Annotated in this window: 18 protein-coding genes, 2 tRNA genes and 2 pseudogenes; 9 read left to right on the top strand and 13 right to left on the bottom strand. The window is 45.3% G+C overall.

Features of this window, described 5'->3' with window-relative positions; genetic code table 11:
• Nucleotides 1-247: 247 nt before the first annotated feature.
• From tatA to MICAI_RS21105, 4 genes are all read right to left on the bottom strand, one after another.
• On the bottom strand, nucleotides 248-424 hold the full coding sequence (gene tatA, locus MICAI_RS21120; protein WP_002763330.1) for a twin-arginine translocase TatA/TatE family subunit: 177 nt from the start codon (nucleotides 422-424) through the stop codon (nucleotides 248-250).
• Between the two features lie 167 nt (nucleotides 425-591).
• Nucleotides 592-2,022 (bottom strand): dihydrolipoyl dehydrogenase, encoded by a 1,431-nt coding sequence (lpdA, locus tag MICAI_RS21115; protein WP_008206878.1) that lies wholly within the window; start codon nucleotides 2,020-2,022, stop codon nucleotides 592-594.
• Between the two features lie 427 nt (nucleotides 2,023-2,449).
• A complete protein-coding gene (locus tag MICAI_RS21110) occupies nucleotides 2,450-3,148 on the bottom strand; it encodes a hypothetical protein (protein ID WP_008206877.1) in 699 nt (232 codons plus the stop codon).
• 304 nt (nucleotides 3,149-3,452) lie between these two features.
• Nucleotides 3,453-3,938, bottom strand: a complete 486-nt coding sequence (locus tag MICAI_RS21105; RefSeq protein ID WP_008206876.1) for an orange carotenoid protein N-terminal domain-containing protein — start codon at nucleotides 3,936-3,938, stop codon at nucleotides 3,453-3,455.
• A gap of 133 nt (nucleotides 3,939-4,071) precedes the next feature.
• Between MICAI_RS21105 and queG the strand changes: the two genes are divergently transcribed.
• On the top strand, nucleotides 4,072-5,019 hold the full coding sequence (gene queG / locus MICAI_RS21100; protein WP_008206875.1) for a tRNA epoxyqueuosine(34) reductase QueG: 948 nt from the start codon (nucleotides 4,072-4,074) through the stop codon (nucleotides 5,017-5,019).
• Nucleotides 5,009-5,647 carry an HAD-IA family hydrolase gene (locus tag MICAI_RS21095; protein ID WP_008206874.1) on the top strand — a complete coding sequence of 213 codons (639 nt, stop codon included), beginning with the start codon at nucleotides 5,009-5,011 and terminating at the stop codon, nucleotides 5,645-5,647. The genes queG and MICAI_RS21095 overlap by 11 nt, the downstream gene beginning before the upstream one ends.
• An 88-nt stretch (nucleotides 5,648-5,735) precedes the next feature.
• Here the strand turns inward: MICAI_RS21095 and MICAI_RS21090 are convergent.
• Nucleotides 5,736-5,821 (bottom strand) — tRNA-Leu (locus MICAI_RS21090).
• 172 nt (nucleotides 5,822-5,993) lie between these two features.
• Here MICAI_RS21090 and ndhL point away from each other — a divergent pair.
• Genes ndhL through MICAI_RS21075 form a run of 3 tightly spaced genes read left to right on the top strand, consistent with a single transcriptional unit; the run spans nucleotide 5,994 to nucleotide 6,992 of the window.
• Nucleotides 5,994-6,233, top strand: coding sequence for an NAD(P)H-quinone oxidoreductase subunit L (gene ndhL / locus MICAI_RS21085; RefSeq protein ID WP_002732218.1), 240 nt, complete (start codon nucleotides 5,994-5,996; stop codon nucleotides 6,231-6,233).
• Between the two features lie 20 nt (nucleotides 6,234-6,253).
• Nucleotides 6,254-6,559, top strand: coding sequence for a DUF3007 family protein (locus MICAI_RS21080; RefSeq protein ID WP_002783731.1), 306 nt, complete (start codon nucleotides 6,254-6,256; stop codon nucleotides 6,557-6,559).
• A gap of 4 nt (nucleotides 6,560-6,563) precedes the next feature.
• Complete coding sequence (locus MICAI_RS21075) at nucleotides 6,564-6,992, top strand: ATP-dependent zinc protease family protein (RefSeq protein ID WP_008206872.1); 429 nt, start codon at nucleotides 6,564-6,566, stop codon at nucleotides 6,990-6,992.
• A gap of 244 nt (nucleotides 6,993-7,236) precedes the next feature.
• Here MICAI_RS21075 and MICAI_RS21070 read toward each other — a convergent pair whose 3' ends face one another.
• The 3 genes from MICAI_RS21070 to ldpA all read right to left on the bottom strand — a co-directional run bounded on the left by MICAI_RS21070 (nucleotide 7,237) and on the right by ldpA (nucleotide 11,545).
• Entirely contained in the window at nucleotides 7,237-8,664 is a 1,428-nt protein-coding gene (locus MICAI_RS21070; protein WP_172456673.1) for a hypothetical protein, read from the bottom strand.
• Between the two features lie 11 nt (nucleotides 8,665-8,675).
• Nucleotides 8,676-10,421 carry a R3H domain-containing nucleic acid-binding protein gene (locus MICAI_RS21065; RefSeq protein ID WP_008206867.1) on the bottom strand — a complete coding sequence of 582 codons (1,746 nt, stop codon included), beginning with the start codon at nucleotides 10,419-10,421 and terminating at the stop codon, nucleotides 8,676-8,678.
• A gap of 80 nt (nucleotides 10,422-10,501) precedes the next feature.
• Nucleotides 10,502-11,545, bottom strand: coding sequence for a circadian clock protein LdpA (gene ldpA / locus MICAI_RS21060; protein ID WP_008206865.1), 1,044 nt, complete (start codon nucleotides 11,543-11,545; stop codon nucleotides 10,502-10,504).
• Nucleotides 11,546-11,923: 378 nt separating this feature from the next.
• Here ldpA and MICAI_RS24660 point away from each other — a divergent pair, with 378 nt between their 5' ends.
• Entirely contained in the window at nucleotides 11,924-12,154 is a 231-nt protein-coding gene (locus MICAI_RS24660; protein WP_008206863.1) for a helix-turn-helix domain-containing protein, read from the top strand.
• A 62-nt stretch (nucleotides 12,155-12,216) separates the two neighbouring features.
• Complete coding sequence (locus MICAI_RS21050) at nucleotides 12,217-12,528, top strand: DUF4164 family protein (RefSeq protein WP_002784899.1); 312 nt, start codon at nucleotides 12,217-12,219, stop codon at nucleotides 12,526-12,528.
• 33 nt (nucleotides 12,529-12,561) lie between these two features.
• Here MICAI_RS21050 and MICAI_RS21045 read toward each other — a convergent pair whose 3' ends face one another.
• The 4 genes and pseudogenes from MICAI_RS21045 to surE form a co-directional block, all read right to left on the bottom strand.
• The gene (locus MICAI_RS21045; protein WP_008206860.1) at nucleotides 12,562-13,008 is read right to left on the bottom strand and encodes a hypothetical protein; all 447 of its coding nucleotides are present in this window, start codon (nucleotides 13,006-13,008) and stop codon (nucleotides 12,562-12,564) included.
• Nucleotides 13,009-13,084: 76 nt separating this feature from the next.
• Nucleotides 13,085-13,306, bottom strand: a pseudogene (locus MICAI_RS28035) (hypothetical protein).
• A gap of 135 nt (nucleotides 13,307-13,441) precedes the next feature.
• A complete protein-coding gene (locus tag MICAI_RS21035; RefSeq protein WP_008206859.1) occupies nucleotides 13,442-14,026 on the bottom strand; it encodes a DUF3727 domain-containing protein in 585 nt (194 codons plus the stop codon).
• Between the two features lie 47 nt (nucleotides 14,027-14,073).
• Nucleotides 14,074-14,886 (bottom strand): 5'/3'-nucleotidase SurE, encoded by an 813-nt coding sequence (gene surE, locus MICAI_RS21030; protein ID WP_008206857.1) that lies wholly within the window; start codon nucleotides 14,884-14,886, stop codon nucleotides 14,074-14,076.
• Nucleotides 14,887-14,947: 61 nt separating this feature from the next.
• On the opposite strand from surE, the gene MICAI_RS21025 reads away from it, so the two are divergent.
• A tRNA-Arg gene (locus MICAI_RS21025) sits at nucleotides 14,948-15,020 on the top strand.
• Nucleotides 15,021-15,396: 376 nt separating this feature from the next.
• On the opposite strand, the gene MICAI_RS28030 is transcribed toward MICAI_RS21025, so the two are convergent.
• A complete protein-coding gene (locus tag MICAI_RS28030) occupies nucleotides 15,397-15,579 on the bottom strand; it encodes a hypothetical protein (protein WP_306342943.1) in 183 nt (60 codons plus the stop codon).
• 190 nt (nucleotides 15,580-15,769) lie between these two features.
• Here MICAI_RS28030 and MICAI_RS24655 point away from each other — a divergent pair.
• Nucleotides 15,770-15,950, top strand: a pseudogene (locus MICAI_RS24655) (ISL3 family transposase); the annotation flags it as partial.

Genomic DNA, 15,950 nt, shown 5'->3' with positions numbered 1-15,950 from the left:
AATTATCAGTGACTCTTAAATTAGTACAAAAATATGAACAATCGCGTGTAAGCATCTGACAGTTAACCTAATGCGCGGGGGGTTTGGGGGCGGCGCCACGCCCCCAACGGGGGGTTTGGGGGGTAGAACCCCCCAAAAGCTTGGATTGAGTGATAAAACCGAAAGTAACGCCCAATTTTAGGAGAAAGTTTCCCCTTAAAAATCCCAAATTAGTAGATTTACAAAAATGAGATGCACCCGCCGAAATCTATCTCATCTTCTCATCACTGTCTTCAATTTCTTGATCATCTTGATTGATTTCTTCTTTAAATCCCCGTAAAGTTTTCCCCAAAGCTGCCCCAAATTCGGGTATTTTTTTCGGTCCAAATATCAGGAGAACAACTACAGCAATAATTACTATTTCTGGCCAACCTAATCCAAACATAATCTTTAAAGTAAAAAGTAAAAAAAGAGAAAGGAGTCAGAATTCAGGAGTCGGAAACTTGGAGAATTGCCAGATTCTGTCTTTTGCACGAGTGCCTGTTGCCTCTTGCCTTCAGAAGCTGATCACTTGATCACTGATCACTGATAACTAATAACTGATAACTGACTCTATGCTGCCACTTCAGCGCGTTTATAAGCTTCGTCGAGGACTTCTGAGAGAGTCGGATGGGTGTGGATGCGGAAAGCGAGTTCATGGACGGATTTACGTTCAGCGATCGCATTGGCCGCTTCTTGAATTAAATCCGATGCGTGGATACCGATAATATGAACACCGAGTAATTCCCCCGTATCCTGACGATAAACGACTTTAGCGATGCCTTCCGTTTCTCCTTCCGCTAAAGCTTTAGAATTTCCCTTAAAATAGGTCTTGACAGCAGCGACTTTATACCCTTCTTGCTGTGCCAAAACTTCTGCTTGCGGTTCCGTTAAACCCACATAACTAATCTCGGGGTGGGTAAAAGCAGCAGCGGGAATACTGCGATAATCGATGGTTTTTGGGCGATTACAGATATTTTCAATGGCTATTACCCCTTGACCCGAAGCAGCGTGAGCTAACATCATTTTACCCGTAGCATCACCCACGGCCCAGAGATGGGGAATCGGTTCACCGTCCTGAATTACCTGCATTTTGTCATTAACGGCAATAAAACCGCGTTTATCCAGTTCTACCCCCACAAATTCCAATCCGAGATTCTTGGTTGCGGGGATTCTTCCTGTAGCGACTAAACAAGCATCTACTTCTAAAATTTCGATCGCTTCTTTGCTTTTTGCGTCCACCAGTTCAATGGCCACGGGATTCCCCGGTTTAATACTTTTTGCCAAAACTCCCACATAAGTCTCGATGTCTCTAGGTTTAATCAGAACTCTTTCCGCGATTTTCGAGATTTCTGGGTCAAATCCAGGCATGAGACTATCTAAAGCTTCGATCATCGTTACTTCACAACCCAAAGCGGTGTATATATCCGAAAATTCCAGACCGATATAACCACTACCGATAATTGCAATCCACTTGGGTAAAGTTTCTAATCTAACGGCCTCATCACTGGTAAAAACCGTTTTATGATCGATCTCGATCCCCGGTGGGACAAAGGGAACCGACCCCGGACAGAGCATAATATCCTTAGCGGTGTAGATTTTTTCGCCACTATCCCCGATGACGCTGACTTTTTGCGGGCCGGCGATTTTTCCCCAACCGTGGATAGTATCAACCTTGAGACGTTTAAGACTATTAGTGAGATCGCCTCTAATTTTACTAACAAGGTTGTTAGCATGATTAGCAATTGTCGGACGGTCAAAATTAACGCCACCGATGGCAATACCTAGACTTTTCAGATGGTCACTATCGGCCAATTCGCGCACTCGTCCCGAGGCTGCCAGCAAAGCTTTAGAAGGAATACAACCGCGATTAACACAGGTTCCTCCCATATCTTTGGCTTCAATAATAGCTGTTTTTAGCCCACATTTGACTGCGTGTAGGGCTGCCCCGTGGCCACCAACTCCAGCACCGATAATAATTAAATCGTAGTCGAATTCACTCATAGTCTCTCTGACTCTCAAAGTTAGCATTATCCCATTTTACGATCCACTGCGATCAAGCGGTGCTATCCCGGTCAAAAACTGGAGCCAGTTTTTAGCCATCAGGCTCTTGTGCATTGAAACTGGGTATTGGCAATTTTAGGACAAGTCGTTACTAGACCTCTGGTAAAAATCAAAAATTGTTGTTAGGGTTAGGAGTCGGTCATCAGTAGTCGGGAGAATTGAGAATGAATAATAATGGTCTATTCACAGATTTTATGCAATTTAATCCTTATTTTTGCCGTTTTTGAATCCTCAAAAATTAATTATGCTTTCCTGAATCAAAATATGAATACTAATCGTGCATCCTATCCATAAGTTAGTCTAGTGCTAGGTTGTAAAAATTAGACCTCCCGCCAATACTTTGCTAGATGAAGGAACCATCTTTCTCCTACCATAATTTAGGCTCGAAACCAGAATCATTAATGATTTCTACCGTTTCTCCCGATGGTTTAATTACAAATAAACCTTGTTTATAGGCATAACGATCTACTCCTTCATCTATTTCTATTCCCGCCACTGCACCATAAGCTTGATAGTTTTTATAATGGGGAAATGCTTGTTTAAATCGACTTAATTTTTCTAAAAACTCGTTGACATCATCTTTCGATAAACGAGACTTACATTCTACTAAAACTACCTCGGTTTCATCGACGGCTAAAATGTCAATCTCCATGGCTATTCCTTGCCGTTTTACCCTGGCACGACTGTAGGTTTCTTTGACATCGATACCTTTGGCACGAAATAGGCTAATAACAGCAGGTTCGACTAATTCCTCGACAAATCTTCCCCAGCGAGTGGTTAAACTATCCACAGCACGACTGGTATTAGCCACTGTTTTCTCTAGCTTGGCTAAACGGCGATCGGCTTCAGCAGCCCGGCGATCGGCTTCGGCGGCCCAGCGATCGGCTTCGGCCTTGGCTTCAGCAGCCCGGCGATCGGCTTCGGCCTTAGCTTCAGCAGCCCGGCGATCGGCTTCGGCCTTAGCTTCAGCAGCCCGGCGATCGTATTCTTGGCGTGATTGTTCAAACTTTTCGTTAGTTTTCTCGAAAAGTTTATAGATATCTTCGATGGTAATCGGTTGAGACATGGTTATTTGTTTTAATCTTTCTTAGTTTAATATAATTGTACTACCAAAGTACAAGTCATTTTGGGGACGGGTGTTAATTCAGCAAGTCAATAGTTACAGCGGTTCTCCTCAAGATCAAGTATGACGGTATTGGGCATCGACCAGCTACTGTTCCGCAGTTCCGGCGTTCCCTAAAATCGGAGACTTCCTACCTCACCATGAAGATAACTGCTCTCGATAAAAAACAACCCCTAACCTCTCGGCTAGGAGTTATGGATCAAGGTAGTTGTTTGGTCAAAATTAAAGATAAAGATGAGTTGAAAAACTAGGCAAGAGGATCTACACCCATGTCCACTACAGCATTGCGTAAAACGGTGATTTGTTGGCTAAAGTCCAGTCTTTGCAGAGCGGTGAGGACGATATTTGCCTCGCGAGTCATTTTGTAGTTAGCGGGGACGGGAACCACAGTTCCTTCCTTCATCATTTCCGCTAATTGATACCAGAAAGCTAGTTTGGTGTTAACACTGAGAACACCGTAGGAGCGGGTAATCGGATTGCTGACTTTTTTAACCAAATCGCGCATGGTTTCTAATTGTTCAGAGTGGGACATGGCTTTAATTTGGCTCAGTAGTCCCTCGGCAAATTGTAAACGAGCGGCTCCCGGTGCGGCGGGGGTAATAGAGCGACCCATTTCCGTATAGGCGAACCAGAGAACGGCTAGTTTATCATCGGTGTTCAAACTTTTGTATTGAGCGGTGGTGCTAGGAACATCGAGCGCCAAAGTGTTGAATGCAGATGCAGTGTAAACCATAATAAGCCTCAGAGGTGATTGTTCATTTAATTTAGAGACCTGCTTACTGCCTTATCTCTTTACCTGCCCATTATGTAACAAAAAATTTAGGATTGCAAATAATTGTTACAAATACTTGACTTAAGATATTTCTATGGTGACAGAAACACAAATCAAAGAAAAAGCGCTAGAGTTGGGCTTCCATGGGGTCGGTATTGCCTCTGTGGACAGCCAAGACTCGGCGGTATCCCATCTAAAAAGCTGGTTAGAGCGGGGTTATCACGCTGATATGGATTGGATGACTAACCCGAAACGACAGGATATCAAAACTCTTTGGCCAGAAGTGCGATCGCTAATTTGTCTTGCCATTAACTACTACACCCCCCAGCAACAGAGTCAAGAACAAAACCACGGCAAAATTTCTCGTTATGCTTGGGGAAGGGATTATCACAAAGTATTAAGTAAAAAATTAAAAGCCCTCAGTCAATGGTTAGAAAGTCAGGGGGAGCAAATTCAAACCCGTTACTATGTGGATACGGGACCTGTACAGGATAAAGTTTGGGCGCAAAGAGCAGGGATCGGCTGGATTGCCAAGAATGGCAACTTAATTACCCGCAATTACGGCAGTTGGGTGTTTTTGTCCGAAATATTAACTAATTTACCTTTAGAACCCGATCGACCCCATAGCGCCCATTGTGGCACCTGTAGCCGTTGTTTAAGCGCTTGTCCCACCCAAGCAATAGTTAGTCCCTATGTGGTGGATGCTAATCGCTGTATTGCTTATCATACTATCGAAAATCGTGCTGTCACTTTGCCTACAGAAATTGCCAAGAATTTACAAGGTTGGGTAGCCGGCTGCGATATCTGTCAAGATGTCTGTCCTTGGAATCAACGTTTTGCCCAAGTTACCGACGTGGAGGATTTTCAACCTCGTCCCGAAAACCTCTCGCCAAGGTTGGATGAATTAGCTAATCTAACTATAGAGGAGTGGGATCGTCGTTTCATCTCGTCAGCCCTACGTCGGATTAAACCCCAGCAGTGGCGACGTAATGCCCAAGCTAATTTAGCTCATTCCCTTAACCCCGCACAAGATGACAATTAAAGTAGTCCTGTTCGATTTTGATGGTACTATCGCCGATACCCACGATACCTTCGTGGAGATTGTCAATCGTTTGGCTAAAAATTTTGGTTATCAACCCATCAACGAGGAAGATTTGGCCAGACTAAAAAACCTTAGTTCCCAAGAAATTGTTAAACAATCCCAAGTTTCCCTCGTTAAAATCCCTTTTTTACTCCATCGAGTTAAACGGGAATTAAATAAACAAATTGAATGTCTGAAACCCTTCCATGGCTGGCATCACTGCCTCGCCACTCTTAAAGCAAGAGGCTATAGATTAGGAATCATAACTTCTAATACCAAAGAAAATGTCACCATATTTTTAGGTAATAATCAACTCTTAAATTTATTTGATTTTATCTGTTCGGGAACGCCTTTATTCGGCAAACACAAAATTCTCAATCGCCTGCTCCGACAAAATAAATTCTGTCCCGATGAAATGATTTATGTCGGCGATGAAACTAGGGATATTACTGCTGCCCAAAAAAGTCAAGTGCAAGTGGTGGCAGTCGCTTGGGGCTTTAATTCCCCTCAAATTCTCACTCAATTTAACCCCGATCATCTTATTCATCATCCCCTAGAATTATTGGATATTTTAGATAGGGCTGGCTGAAAAAGTTTTTTCTGGGGGCAGGGAGAGGAAGTCTGGGCATTTGTACTAAAATACCCAATACTCAGTTTAAATATAGACTTTCGATGGATGGGGGCAGAGAGACTCGAACTCTCACGAGCTTATAAGGCTCAACGGATTTTAAGTCCGTAGCGTCTACCATTCCGCCACGCCCCCGTTATTTGACCGACAATTTTTTATCATATCATAAATGATTTAATTAGCAAGAGTATTTTCAGTAAATTATTTTAGCCTGCCAATTCGATCGCCACAAAAGGGGAAAGACAGGGTAAAATAATTAGCAGGTGAATTGCCGTTCGCCGACAGCTATTGAGAAAAATATATCCTTATGCAATCAATTCTGACGCAAGAAACCATTATCATCGCCCTGATCTATCTATCTCTCAGTGTCTTGTATTTGCTCGTCATTCCCGCCGTTATCTACTACTACCTCAATACGCGCTGGTATGTGGCATCTTCTTGGGAAAGAGGGTTTATGTACTTTCTGATGAGCTTTTTCTTCCCCGGTATGTTGTTGTTAAGTCCTTTCCTTAACTTCCGTCCCCAACGTCGTACCCTCAAAGCTTAAGTTATCAACCAAAAAAACCCATGAGACGCATAGATGTCATCGGGATCGGTATAGGGATGTTTGCTATGGGCGGCATCCTCTACATTGTCCTGCAAAAAACCGGTTTAGATAGTGCTTCGGCGGGAATTTGGAGTCAAGCGGTGTTGGTGGGTGGTGTCATCGGTTGGATTTTTACCTATCTGTTTCGAGTCGCCACCGATAATATGACCTACGGCAAACAGCGCAAGGATTACGAAGATGCCGTCTTTAAAAAACGCCTGGAAGCGATGACTCCTGAAGAAATCGCCCAAATGCAGCGGGAAATCGAAGAGGAAAAAACTAAATAGATAGATGAAACCCGATAAAATCATCATTGGTTGGCGAGAATGGCTAGATTTACCTGATTTAGGCATTACCAAAATTAAAGCCAAGATTGATACAGGCGCTCGCTCCTCGTCCCTACACGCTTTTCATCTACATCGTTTTCCCGATGGCGATCGCAGTTTGCTGCGCTTTCAAGTGCATCCCTACCAAAAAGATAGTCGCCACACTGTCACCACCACCGCAGAAATCCTCGAATGGCGACGGGTAAAAAATTCCGGGGGTCAAAGTCAACTACGTCCAGTAATTAGAACAAGTGTATTACTAGGCGGTCATCAATGGGCGATCGAATTAACCTTGACTAATCGCGATGTCATGGGTTTTCGGATGTTATTAGGACGAGAGGCCTTGAAAAAAGGCTTTCTTGTCCATCCGAATAAGTCTTTTTTACTGAGTTAAGTTATATTTAGGGTTTGCGGCAAAAAGTTTTTCGGTGGTGGCAGGGTGTGGCCCCCAACCCCCCCGACATCGGGGGGGCAGGGTGGGTGTAGGGTTTTACCGATTTTCAGGTGGTCAACTACCTAATTTTCAGGGAAAAAGTACCTGAATTTTCCCCCTGATCACTCCCAGGCCAGGCACTTTTGGATTTCAAAAAAATCTAAAGATATAATCCAACAAGGTTTTTAGATTTATTCAGCCAACCCTAAGTAGCGGGTAAATCTTGGTATTCAGCCAAAGCATTTATAAAAAAGAGGTCTCCCCAAATTAAACCGGTATCATAGATTTGGCCGGGTTGAATTGCGGCGGGATGATGATAACAACCATGACGCAATAGACTCATCTCTGGGGCGGTTTCGTCGGGAAAATAGGCAAAAGAAGTCAAATTCAAGAGAGTATTATCGATCGCCTCTCGATAGGTTCCATAACTAGGATCATTGCTGGGTAAAGCCTTTAATAAGCGAATCATCCCCGACACTGCGATGGCCGCTGCCGAAGAATCCCTTTCCGTAGCGGCATTTTTTTGCAAGGCATAATCAAAATCCCAAGGGGGGATAAAATCTCCAGCGCGTCTTTGTCCACCGGGCCAGCGATCGGGCAAATTGTCCAGATAATAATTAATGGCATCCTTAGCAATGGTTAACATTTCCGCATCGCTGGTGTAAATATAGGCCGTCGTGGCACTATAAATAAACCAAGCTTGACCCCGAGACCAAGTGCTATCATCGCGCCAGCCCTGTTTCCCCTCATTAAATAAGAAATTTCTATAGGTGGGAGAGTTGACATTTTGATCAAAATACCCTCTTTGCCAAGTTCCCGTTTTACCCGGGCGACGGTTAGCCCCAAAGGTGCGGCTAAGGGTGCGGATGTGGGAAAGGGCCTTTTCTTGCCAATCCTTTGCTTCCTTGGGGTCAGGATTGTGGAGACTTGCCCAGAGCAGTTGTTCTATATTGATCGTATGGTCGATAAAAACCTGCCAATGTTCTTGCTGATCGGTGCGATCGGCCTTGCGTAACCAGCCAAAAGTCCCGATATCGCTGTGATAACTCCCCTTGCCATCCTGAAAAGGTTGGGCTAGTTGTCTGGCCCCTCGTAAAGTTATCTCTAAAGCTTGCTGTTTTTCCTTGCCCTGCCCTGACTCAAACCAAGGAGCAAACACCAGTAAATTATTAAGACCGACGTCTTTGTTCTTCAAACTGGCTTCTTTTAAGGGATCGCCCCATTTTTTCGCAGCAGCTGCCCAAAAGCCGCCATACATAGGGTCTGATTCTAAATCAGCCATTTTCCATAACAAAGCAGGAAAAGCCCCAGCCGCCCAAAAATCGGCGTTTTCTAGCTTCCAAGTGCCTGGCGTGGGACTATTGAGCCTCCGTCGCCAATTGAAGAAATTCAAACCCGATGGCTCTGGATGGGTAAAATAGGGATAAACAATGCCAAGATAGGCATAACTATCGAGATAGTCGATCGTCGTGGTTAGTTTCGTCCTAGCCAGATCGAGACAGAGCTTAATTCTTGCAGCCAGGGGCATTTTGTCCCGTAATTCCGCCGCCGATCGGGGACGATGGATAATCAGGGAGGCCACCCCACCGATCGCCGCCCCCGTACCCATAATAATTAGCGTTCGTCGCTTCAAATTCCCGACTCCTAAGCTGGATAGATGCGAATACGGCGATTCGGTTCCTCTCCGAAGCTATCGGATTGGAGACGGTAATGTTCCACCAATTCGTGCTGCATTTTCCGCACTTTCGCCGATCGCGGCAGTAACTCCACCGGTTGACCAGTAGGAATAACGATTTGTTCCACCGCTAACCGGGCCTCCTCCAGAGCTTCGATCTCGTCATCGCTACCGCTGCGGGCAAATAAACGCAAATCCGCGCCCTCCTGATTCATCGGGTCATCAATGCCCAAAATCCGCTTTAAACCGCGAGAGATTTGGGGCAGGGTATTGGATTTGATGCCGTGGATGGGAATTTGTCTTACTTTGGCAATTTGACGCAATTTTGACTGATTTTTAACGTGGGAACGCAGGGCTAGCACCGCGTCGGCCCCCTGTAAATCTTTGGTCAACATGATCGGCAAATCTAGGGCCTGTACTACCTGTTCGATCGGGGCGCGACTGACTCCGTAGGGATAGACATAAACTGGCCAATCTTCGCCATTGGGACCGGGGATGCGGACTTTTTCCGTTTCTAGTTCCTCCTGTAGCCAGGATTGTTCGAGGAGGCGATCGAAATCGTTTTCCCGGTTGAGCGGTCCGGCAGGGAAACGGGCCACGGGAGTCATCCGGCCATCGGCCCGCCATCCCTTGGGTTTATCCATTTCTGGCAGATAATTGCCGCGCAAAGGGGTCAACTTTTCCGGTTTTGGCTCTTCCTGAGCGACCTGTACTTTTCCCTCCTCGTCCACCCAACGGATTTGGGCAATTGCTTCCCGTCCCCGCAGCAGTTGGTCGATAGTGGTGGATACGTCCTCGTGAATGACCCAGCGCTGACGTTCCAACATTTCGATGGCAATGTCAAAGGTGGGGGGTGCTTTGCGTTCTAAAACGGTTTTCTGAGAACCCCGGCGGCGCGCTTCTTCGTCTCCGAGAGTTACTGCTTGAATTCCCCCGACTAAATCCGATAAAGTCGGGTTTTTAATTAAATTTTCCAGTTGATTGCCGTGGGCGGTTCCCACTAACTGCACCCCGCGTTCGGCGATCGTGCGAGCGGCCAGAGCTTCTAATTCCGTACCGATCTCATCAATCACGATTACCTCCGGCATATGGTTTTCCACCGCTTCGATCATGACTTGATGCTGCAATTCCGGACGGGCCACCTGCATCCGACGAGCGCGACCGATGGCCGGATGGGGAATATCTCCATCTCCAGCGATTTCGTTGGAGGTGTCGATAATCACTACCCGTTTATTGAGGTCATCGGCTAAAACTCGAGCTATTTCCCGCAAGGCCGTGGTTTTCCCCACCCCCGGACGACCGAGCAGCAGCAGGGATTTACCAGTTTCCACTAGGTCGTTAATTAGGGTGATCGTACCGAAAACAGCCCGACCAATACGACAGGTTAAACCGATAATTTCCCCGTCTCGATTGCGAATGGCACTGATGCGGTGCAGGGTGCGTTCAATCCCGGCGCGATTATCGCCGCTAAAACTGCCCACCCGGGCGATCGAATACTGGATTTCTTCTTTTGAGATCGGTTCGTCCCCCAGATCGATCGCCCCATCGGGAAAACGCGCTTCTGGTATGCGTCCCAAATCCATAACTACTTCGATCAGTTGATGCTGCCGCGGGTGTTCCTCGATCTTGCCGCGAATTCGAGCAGGTAGAATTGCCAAGAGTTTGTTTAAGTCGTCGGTCACTGGCATCCGAGAGGAGGGTAGGGTTTCTGGCATTAAATTAATAGTAAAAGGTTTTGGCGATAATTGGCTGTTTTGATTTCCAAGATTTTCTTGGGGTCTAACACATTTACCGGTTAGTTGTCAATTAAAAAAATATTATAGTTTGTTGACCAAGGCTCGGCTTTTAATTGAGCAACCCCCATAGAAGCGGCTTTAAGGGCTTCTTGGTAAGCTTGGGGGTCATTTTCAAGGTTAGGCTGGTCTAAATGCTCTAAAATTGGCAAAATCAATGAACGGGCGTAACTTCCATAGGCAATACCAGCGATTTTTTCTCTCAGTCCCAGTTGCTCTAATTTGGTCACGGTGTGGTCATTGGTTCCCCCAGCTAACTGCACAAATCCAGCTAGATTGCTGGAAAGAACTTTTTTGGCCATATTAATGGCCGGGTGGGTGGTTCCTTTGCCGATATCGCCGCTCATCGGTCGGCCGTCCGTCTGCCAAATCAGAGGACAGCTTAGGGGTGAAATAGTTTCTTGCAGATAGTGGAGGTAATTAATGATATATTCGTGATCTTGGCAACTTATGGCCAGGATTTTTAGGTTTTTCGTTAAAGGTGCGATCGCTTGCCAGAGTCGAGCAAATTCCTCTCCGTGTCCGACTTGGGTATGAATTTCGATCGCATCTACTCCCATTTCGATAATTAAGGGGATAATTTCTGCGGGTTGACAGACACGGGATCTTGTCTCGATTATCTGCTCTGGACAAACGGGTAAGCAGCGACCGCAACCATAACAGCGCTGTTCAATCACTCCCCCCCGATCAATAGCATAAGCGGGACAGATTTTTTCGCAGGGACGGGGACAATCGACCGGACAGATTTGCGGGTTAAAGACAGCTTTGCGAAAGTGGGGATCTTCCCCGTCATTGAGACTGACCATTAACCAAGGTCGTTGATTGGGGGGGAATCCGGCGATTTTGGCAGCGGTTTCCATGCCTTCGCGGGCCGCAAGGATCACGGCTCGATCGGCAGCCACATCAATACAATCGGCCCCGGCGATAGTATAGGCCAGGGCGAGGTTGCGAATCGTGGGCAAATCTTGGTAACTAGCTCCACAGATGAGCTTGAACCAGTGACCCGCCACTAAGGACTGTAAGGGAGGGGAGTTTTTATCTAGCACTTTTTCATCCTATCGCGCCCAGCCCCTAAATGTCCAGCAATTCTCATTTTAAGGTTTCATGACATAAAAAGCCTTATAACAAGAGGGTTGTACAATTCTTAACAATTTTAGTGATCGCTGAAACGGCGCAAAATCGTTCTGAATTTATTTTTGCTGCTAAATGTCAGCCCTGTGCTGCTCTGATTCTGACTAAAGACTGATTATTGATTCTTTTTGGACATACTAAGCCACAAACGGTAAGTAAAACCGATTTACTCAACAACTTCATTGTCTTTTTACCAGTAAGTCACCGAAGGGCGGTCGTCTTTCTTTATATTCTTGATGTATAATGATAGTTATATAATGTCAACAGTATTTTTAGATGATTTTTGAGATATAGTGACGGATAGGGAACTAGGACAGCGTATGCAGAAATTACGGGAGAACGCTGGGTTAACTCAAAGAAAACTAGCGGAACGGTTAGGTGTGACAGTGCAAACCGTAAGCAATTGGGAAACAGGCTACAGGGAACCGAGAATGAACCCATCTCAAACATTAAAGCTATGTCAATCCCTTAACTGCTCACTTGCACAACTAGCTGGAGCGATCGCACCATATCGAGACAACTGACATATCTAGGTATCCCCAATCTCACCAGCGATCGCAATTAAAGAAAATATAGGAGACAGAAAATGGCTAACGAAACCGTTACTTATTCCCTAGAAGCTGTTCTGACAAGGATCGAGGGGAAAATAGACTCCCTACAAAGAGATGTCAATCAAAAATTCGACAAAATCGATGAACGGTTAACCAAAGTAGAAATAGGACAATCGGAGATCAGAGGGGACATTAAAGCTTTAGATGAGCGACTAACTACAGAAATTAAAGGACTAACGACACGGGTTGCTTATCAGGAATTTACCAACCGGGGAATTTTTATCGCCCTAGTTGTCGCCATTTTAGGAGGGGCTGCTAAACTTTTTGGTTTTTTACCCAATCCCTGACAGCGATCGCTGTCGTTTAGGCCGCGGTTGACACTAAAGACTTAATGTAAATTCTAAAATCCAGTTCCTTGCTTTTAGGTCTTCAAGGGTTAAGGCGATCGGTTTTCTTCCCCCGACCGATATAGTGTAAAAAGGTGATTCTGGTACATTAGGTACGGAAAATTTAAATGTGCAAGTCCACAACGAAGAATCTTGACTTTGATTAAATCTCCCTTCTCCTAGTTTACCGATCGCCACGATGGTATCGTTAGCATTTCTAATCACGACTGACTGCCCATCATAGATATCTTTAAAAGCTCGATCAGTTGCACAAAGATTACCGTATTGCCAGCGTTGACCAGAAGGCACAGAAGTAAGCACTCGCAACCCTTCCCAAACCTCGATCGATCCTGTTAATGTGTAAGGTTGGGAGACAGCACTAGGCGCGATCGCTGTTAGTTGTGCGGCAATCAGGACAGTCGATGATAAAAATTTAATCATACGTTTTTAAATGTAAGCGGTCATTTTTTATCCTATTGATTCTTCTTGAACGAATGCCATCGGCCTCTACATTCAACTATAAACCCAAACGCCGCTTTTGACGGGCTTTATAGGAAGCTAACAGCCAAATAGAGGCAGAAATCAAAGAAGGAGCAAGGACAAAAAAAGTGGCCATGGTTACGGGATGTTCCCAGGCCTAGACCCAATAAATCATCACGGCAAAAATCAAGCCACAGTAAGCTAGTCCTAGAAAGGGGATGCCAATGAGTAAAATGGCGAATCGAGTATCTTTATCCATAAAATATGGGGATGGCAGCGAAGATTTAGCTGATGGGTTCCGCTTGCCCCTCTCTTTACTTATAAAATCCCGAAAGATATACTGTGACTAGATTGATCAAAAATTTTGCCAGGCGGATTTGGTAAGATCGTGTAATTATTCGAGTTCATCAAACAAAAGTTCCTCTAGAATAGGTCCCATACCGTCATCATCGGGGGAAACTAATTCCACTTTCCCTTCCCCGTCACCGACGGCTAAGAATAACAAAGGAGCTAGGGGAGTGTAAATCGAGTATTTTTGGTCTTCCGAAAAGAAACTGGCGAGAAATTGCAATTCTTCCGGCTCTGATGACGAGGAGGGTTCATCGCCATCAATTTCTAAACTGAGAACATTATCTTCTTCCAGGGGCGGTAATTCACCACTAACAGTTAAGGTGTGAGCAGTGGACTTGAGCAATAGGTCTAATTCTGCTAAAACCGCTTTAGCATCGGCAAAAACCCGCTCGATTTCCTCGCTATCTTCGATTAAGAAGGCATCGGATTCTTCTTCCTCCGATTCCTCATCCCAAGCAAGAATCATCACCGGGGTATCGACGGGGATAAGAAGCATATAGGTGAGATCATCGGTTTCATAGGCATTCTCAATATAACAGTCCAGCGATCGACCTTGCTCATCCCAGATGGTTATGATATCCGCTTCTTCGAGTTCGTTTTCTTGAAAATTAAATTGAGATGGGGACATAGGCTCTCAAACGCTACTGATTGAATCAGAATATCATGAGATGATCCTCAATCAAACCAAGAATTTCGGTGCAAATGTTGGAAGCCTTGCACATCAGTTAAATTGTATTGTAGGGGCGTGATGGTGATAAAATTCTCGCTGATAGCGCGCACATCTGTAGGCACTTCTGGGGGTAAATGGCTGTAGTCCGGTTGTTCGATATCTTCCACCACTTCCCCAATTAACCAGTAATAACTTTTACCCCTAGGATCCAGTCTTTTCTCGAAGGTTTCTTCGTAGCGTCGCAATCCTTGCCTAGTGATTTTCACCCCCTTGATTTCGGCACTACTGACCGGAGGGACATTGACATTGAGTAAAGTGGGAACAGGAAAAGGGTTAAGGGCAACTTTTCTGACTAAAGTGAGGGCAAAATCGGCGGCCGGTTGGAAATCACAGGCTTGAAAACTAGCCAGACTAAAAGCAATACTGGGAATACCTTCGATTAAGCCCTCCATGGCTGCGGAAACCGTGCCAGAATAGAGGATATCGGTGCCGAGATTAGATCCATGGTTAATGCCGGCTAAAACTAAATCGGGACGCTCTTTCAGGACGGCACTAAGGGCAAATTTCACCGAATCGGCGGGAGTTCCCGAGCAGGACCAAGCAATCACATCGGGATGAAAAATTCCTTCCACCTGTTCGGCCCGGATGGGATGGTGTAGGGTTAAGCCATGACCAGTAGCAGAACGCTCGCCGTCGGGACAAACTACGGTGATTTGATGACCGACGGCAGCGAGGGTGTTGGCAAGGGTGCGGACTCCTAGGGCGGAAATGCCGTCATCATTACTAATCAGTAGTTTTAAGGGGCGATCGCTAGTCATAGGAATTTCTGATCTACTGCGTCGGCTAGTGGTATAATATGATAGTATTTTATTTGATTGTGGGTACGTAGCTCAGAGGATAGAGCACCAGGTTCCGGTCCTGGGTGTCGGGGGTTCGACTCCCTCCGTACTCGTTCAGAAATCAGGGGTCGGTATTCCCCCAGTTCTGCTGCTCCCCGCTCGCCCCTACATTTTAAGGGGATTTAGTATCATTGCAACTCCCCTGTGGGGGAAAACTTTCATTGCTTAAGCTACAAGCTTTGATCTACTTAGTTTCTAACCTTCTTTTTAGGTAGGAGAATGGCCAGATTCTTTTTGCTGTTCCTTGCTTTCAGAAGCTGATAACTGATAAGTAGGGTTTGCTGAAAAAGTTTGTTGGTGGGGTTAGGAGTAAGGAGTCAGGAGCCGGTCGTTTCAGGCTTTGTTGTCCTCTTTTTTTGTACCAATGTGTGTACTAAAAGAAGGATAATGCAAGGTTTTTGGGCTCTTCAGAAATTGTTATGCAAATAATTAGGGTCTGCTGAATAAATCTAAAAACCTTGTTGGATAAGACTTTTGGACTTTTTTCCCCTCAAAAAGTGCCAGCCATTGCGGGGATCGGGGGGAAAATTCAGGTACTTTTTCCCTGAAAATTAGGTAGTTGACCACCTGAAAATCGATAAAACCCCACACCCCACACCCTGCCCCCCACACCCTGCCACCACCGAAAAGTTTTTTCAGCAAACCCTAATTAACTTAAAATAAAATTCGATGAGAGCACCTACGCTCAAAAGTAGCTGAAATCCATACAGGGAAAGACTTAAGGCACAAATAGGTTAATACCAAAAGATAGACAATCGAGTTAAGATTTAATATAATTGCCAAAAACGAGATTATTTTACTTATGATACTTGACAAATTTTTGAACCTAGAAGGAACCTGTATTCAAGGCTATCGACACCTAGAAAATATCGGTATAGTTTGCCGAATCGAATCGAAAAATAAAAAAGCGTCCTGTCCTTGTTGTGGGTTAGAGAGCGATAAGCTCCACCAAAATCATCGACATTTAGTCAAAGATTTACCGC

The organism is Microcystis sp. T1-4 (assembly GCF_000297435.1).
Classification (GTDB): Bacteria; Cyanobacteriota; Cyanobacteriia; order Cyanobacteriales; family Microcystaceae; genus Microcystis.
Note: the sequence above shows the minus strand (reverse complement) of the source record. Positions and strands in the feature narration are given on the sequence as shown.

What these genes read in the sequence shown, in the direction of transcription:
- MICAI_RS21065 (WP_008206867.1), bottom strand. Translation starts at nt 10,421, where the DNA reads ATGCCAGAAACCCTACCCTCCTCTCGGATGCCAGTGACCGACGACTTA.
- MICAI_RS21095 (WP_008206874.1), top strand. Translation starts at nt 5,009, where the DNA reads ATGACAATTAAAGTAGTCCTGTTCGATTTTGATGGTACTATCGCCGAT.
- MICAI_RS21050 (WP_002784899.1), top strand. Translation starts at nt 12,217, where the DNA reads ATGGCTAACGAAACCGTTACTTATTCCCTAGAAGCTGTTCTGACAAGG.
- lpdA (WP_008206878.1), bottom strand. Translation starts at nt 2,022, where the DNA reads ATGAGTGAATTCGACTACGATTTAATTATTATCGGTGCTGGAGTTGGT.
- surE (WP_008206857.1), bottom strand. Translation starts at nt 14,886, where the DNA reads ATGACTAGCGATCGCCCCTTAAAACTACTGATTAGTAATGATGACGGC.
- ndhL (WP_002732218.1), top strand. Translation starts at nt 5,994, where the DNA reads ATGCAATCAATTCTGACGCAAGAAACCATTATCATCGCCCTGATCTAT.
- MICAI_RS21080 (WP_002783731.1), top strand. Translation starts at nt 6,254, where the DNA reads ATGAGACGCATAGATGTCATCGGGATCGGTATAGGGATGTTTGCTATG.
- MICAI_RS21045 (WP_008206860.1), bottom strand. Translation starts at nt 13,008, where the DNA reads ATGATTAAATTTTTATCATCGACTGTCCTGATTGCCGCACAACTAACA.
- MICAI_RS21035 (WP_008206859.1), bottom strand. Translation starts at nt 14,026, where the DNA reads ATGTCCCCATCTCAATTTAATTTTCAAGAAAACGAACTCGAAGAAGCG.
- queG (WP_008206875.1), top strand. Translation starts at nt 4,072, where the DNA reads ATGGTGACAGAAACACAAATCAAAGAAAAAGCGCTAGAGTTGGGCTTC.
- MICAI_RS21105 (WP_008206876.1), bottom strand. Translation starts at nt 3,938, where the DNA reads ATGGTTTACACTGCATCTGCATTCAACACTTTGGCGCTCGATGTTCCT.
- MICAI_RS21110 (WP_008206877.1), bottom strand. Translation starts at nt 3,148, where the DNA reads ATGTCTCAACCGATTACCATCGAAGATATCTATAAACTTTTCGAGAAA.
- MICAI_RS21075 (WP_008206872.1), top strand. Translation starts at nt 6,564, where the DNA reads ATGAAACCCGATAAAATCATCATTGGTTGGCGAGAATGGCTAGATTTA.
- tatA (WP_002763330.1), bottom strand. Translation starts at nt 424, where the DNA reads ATGTTTGGATTAGGTTGGCCAGAAATAGTAATTATTGCTGTAGTTGTT.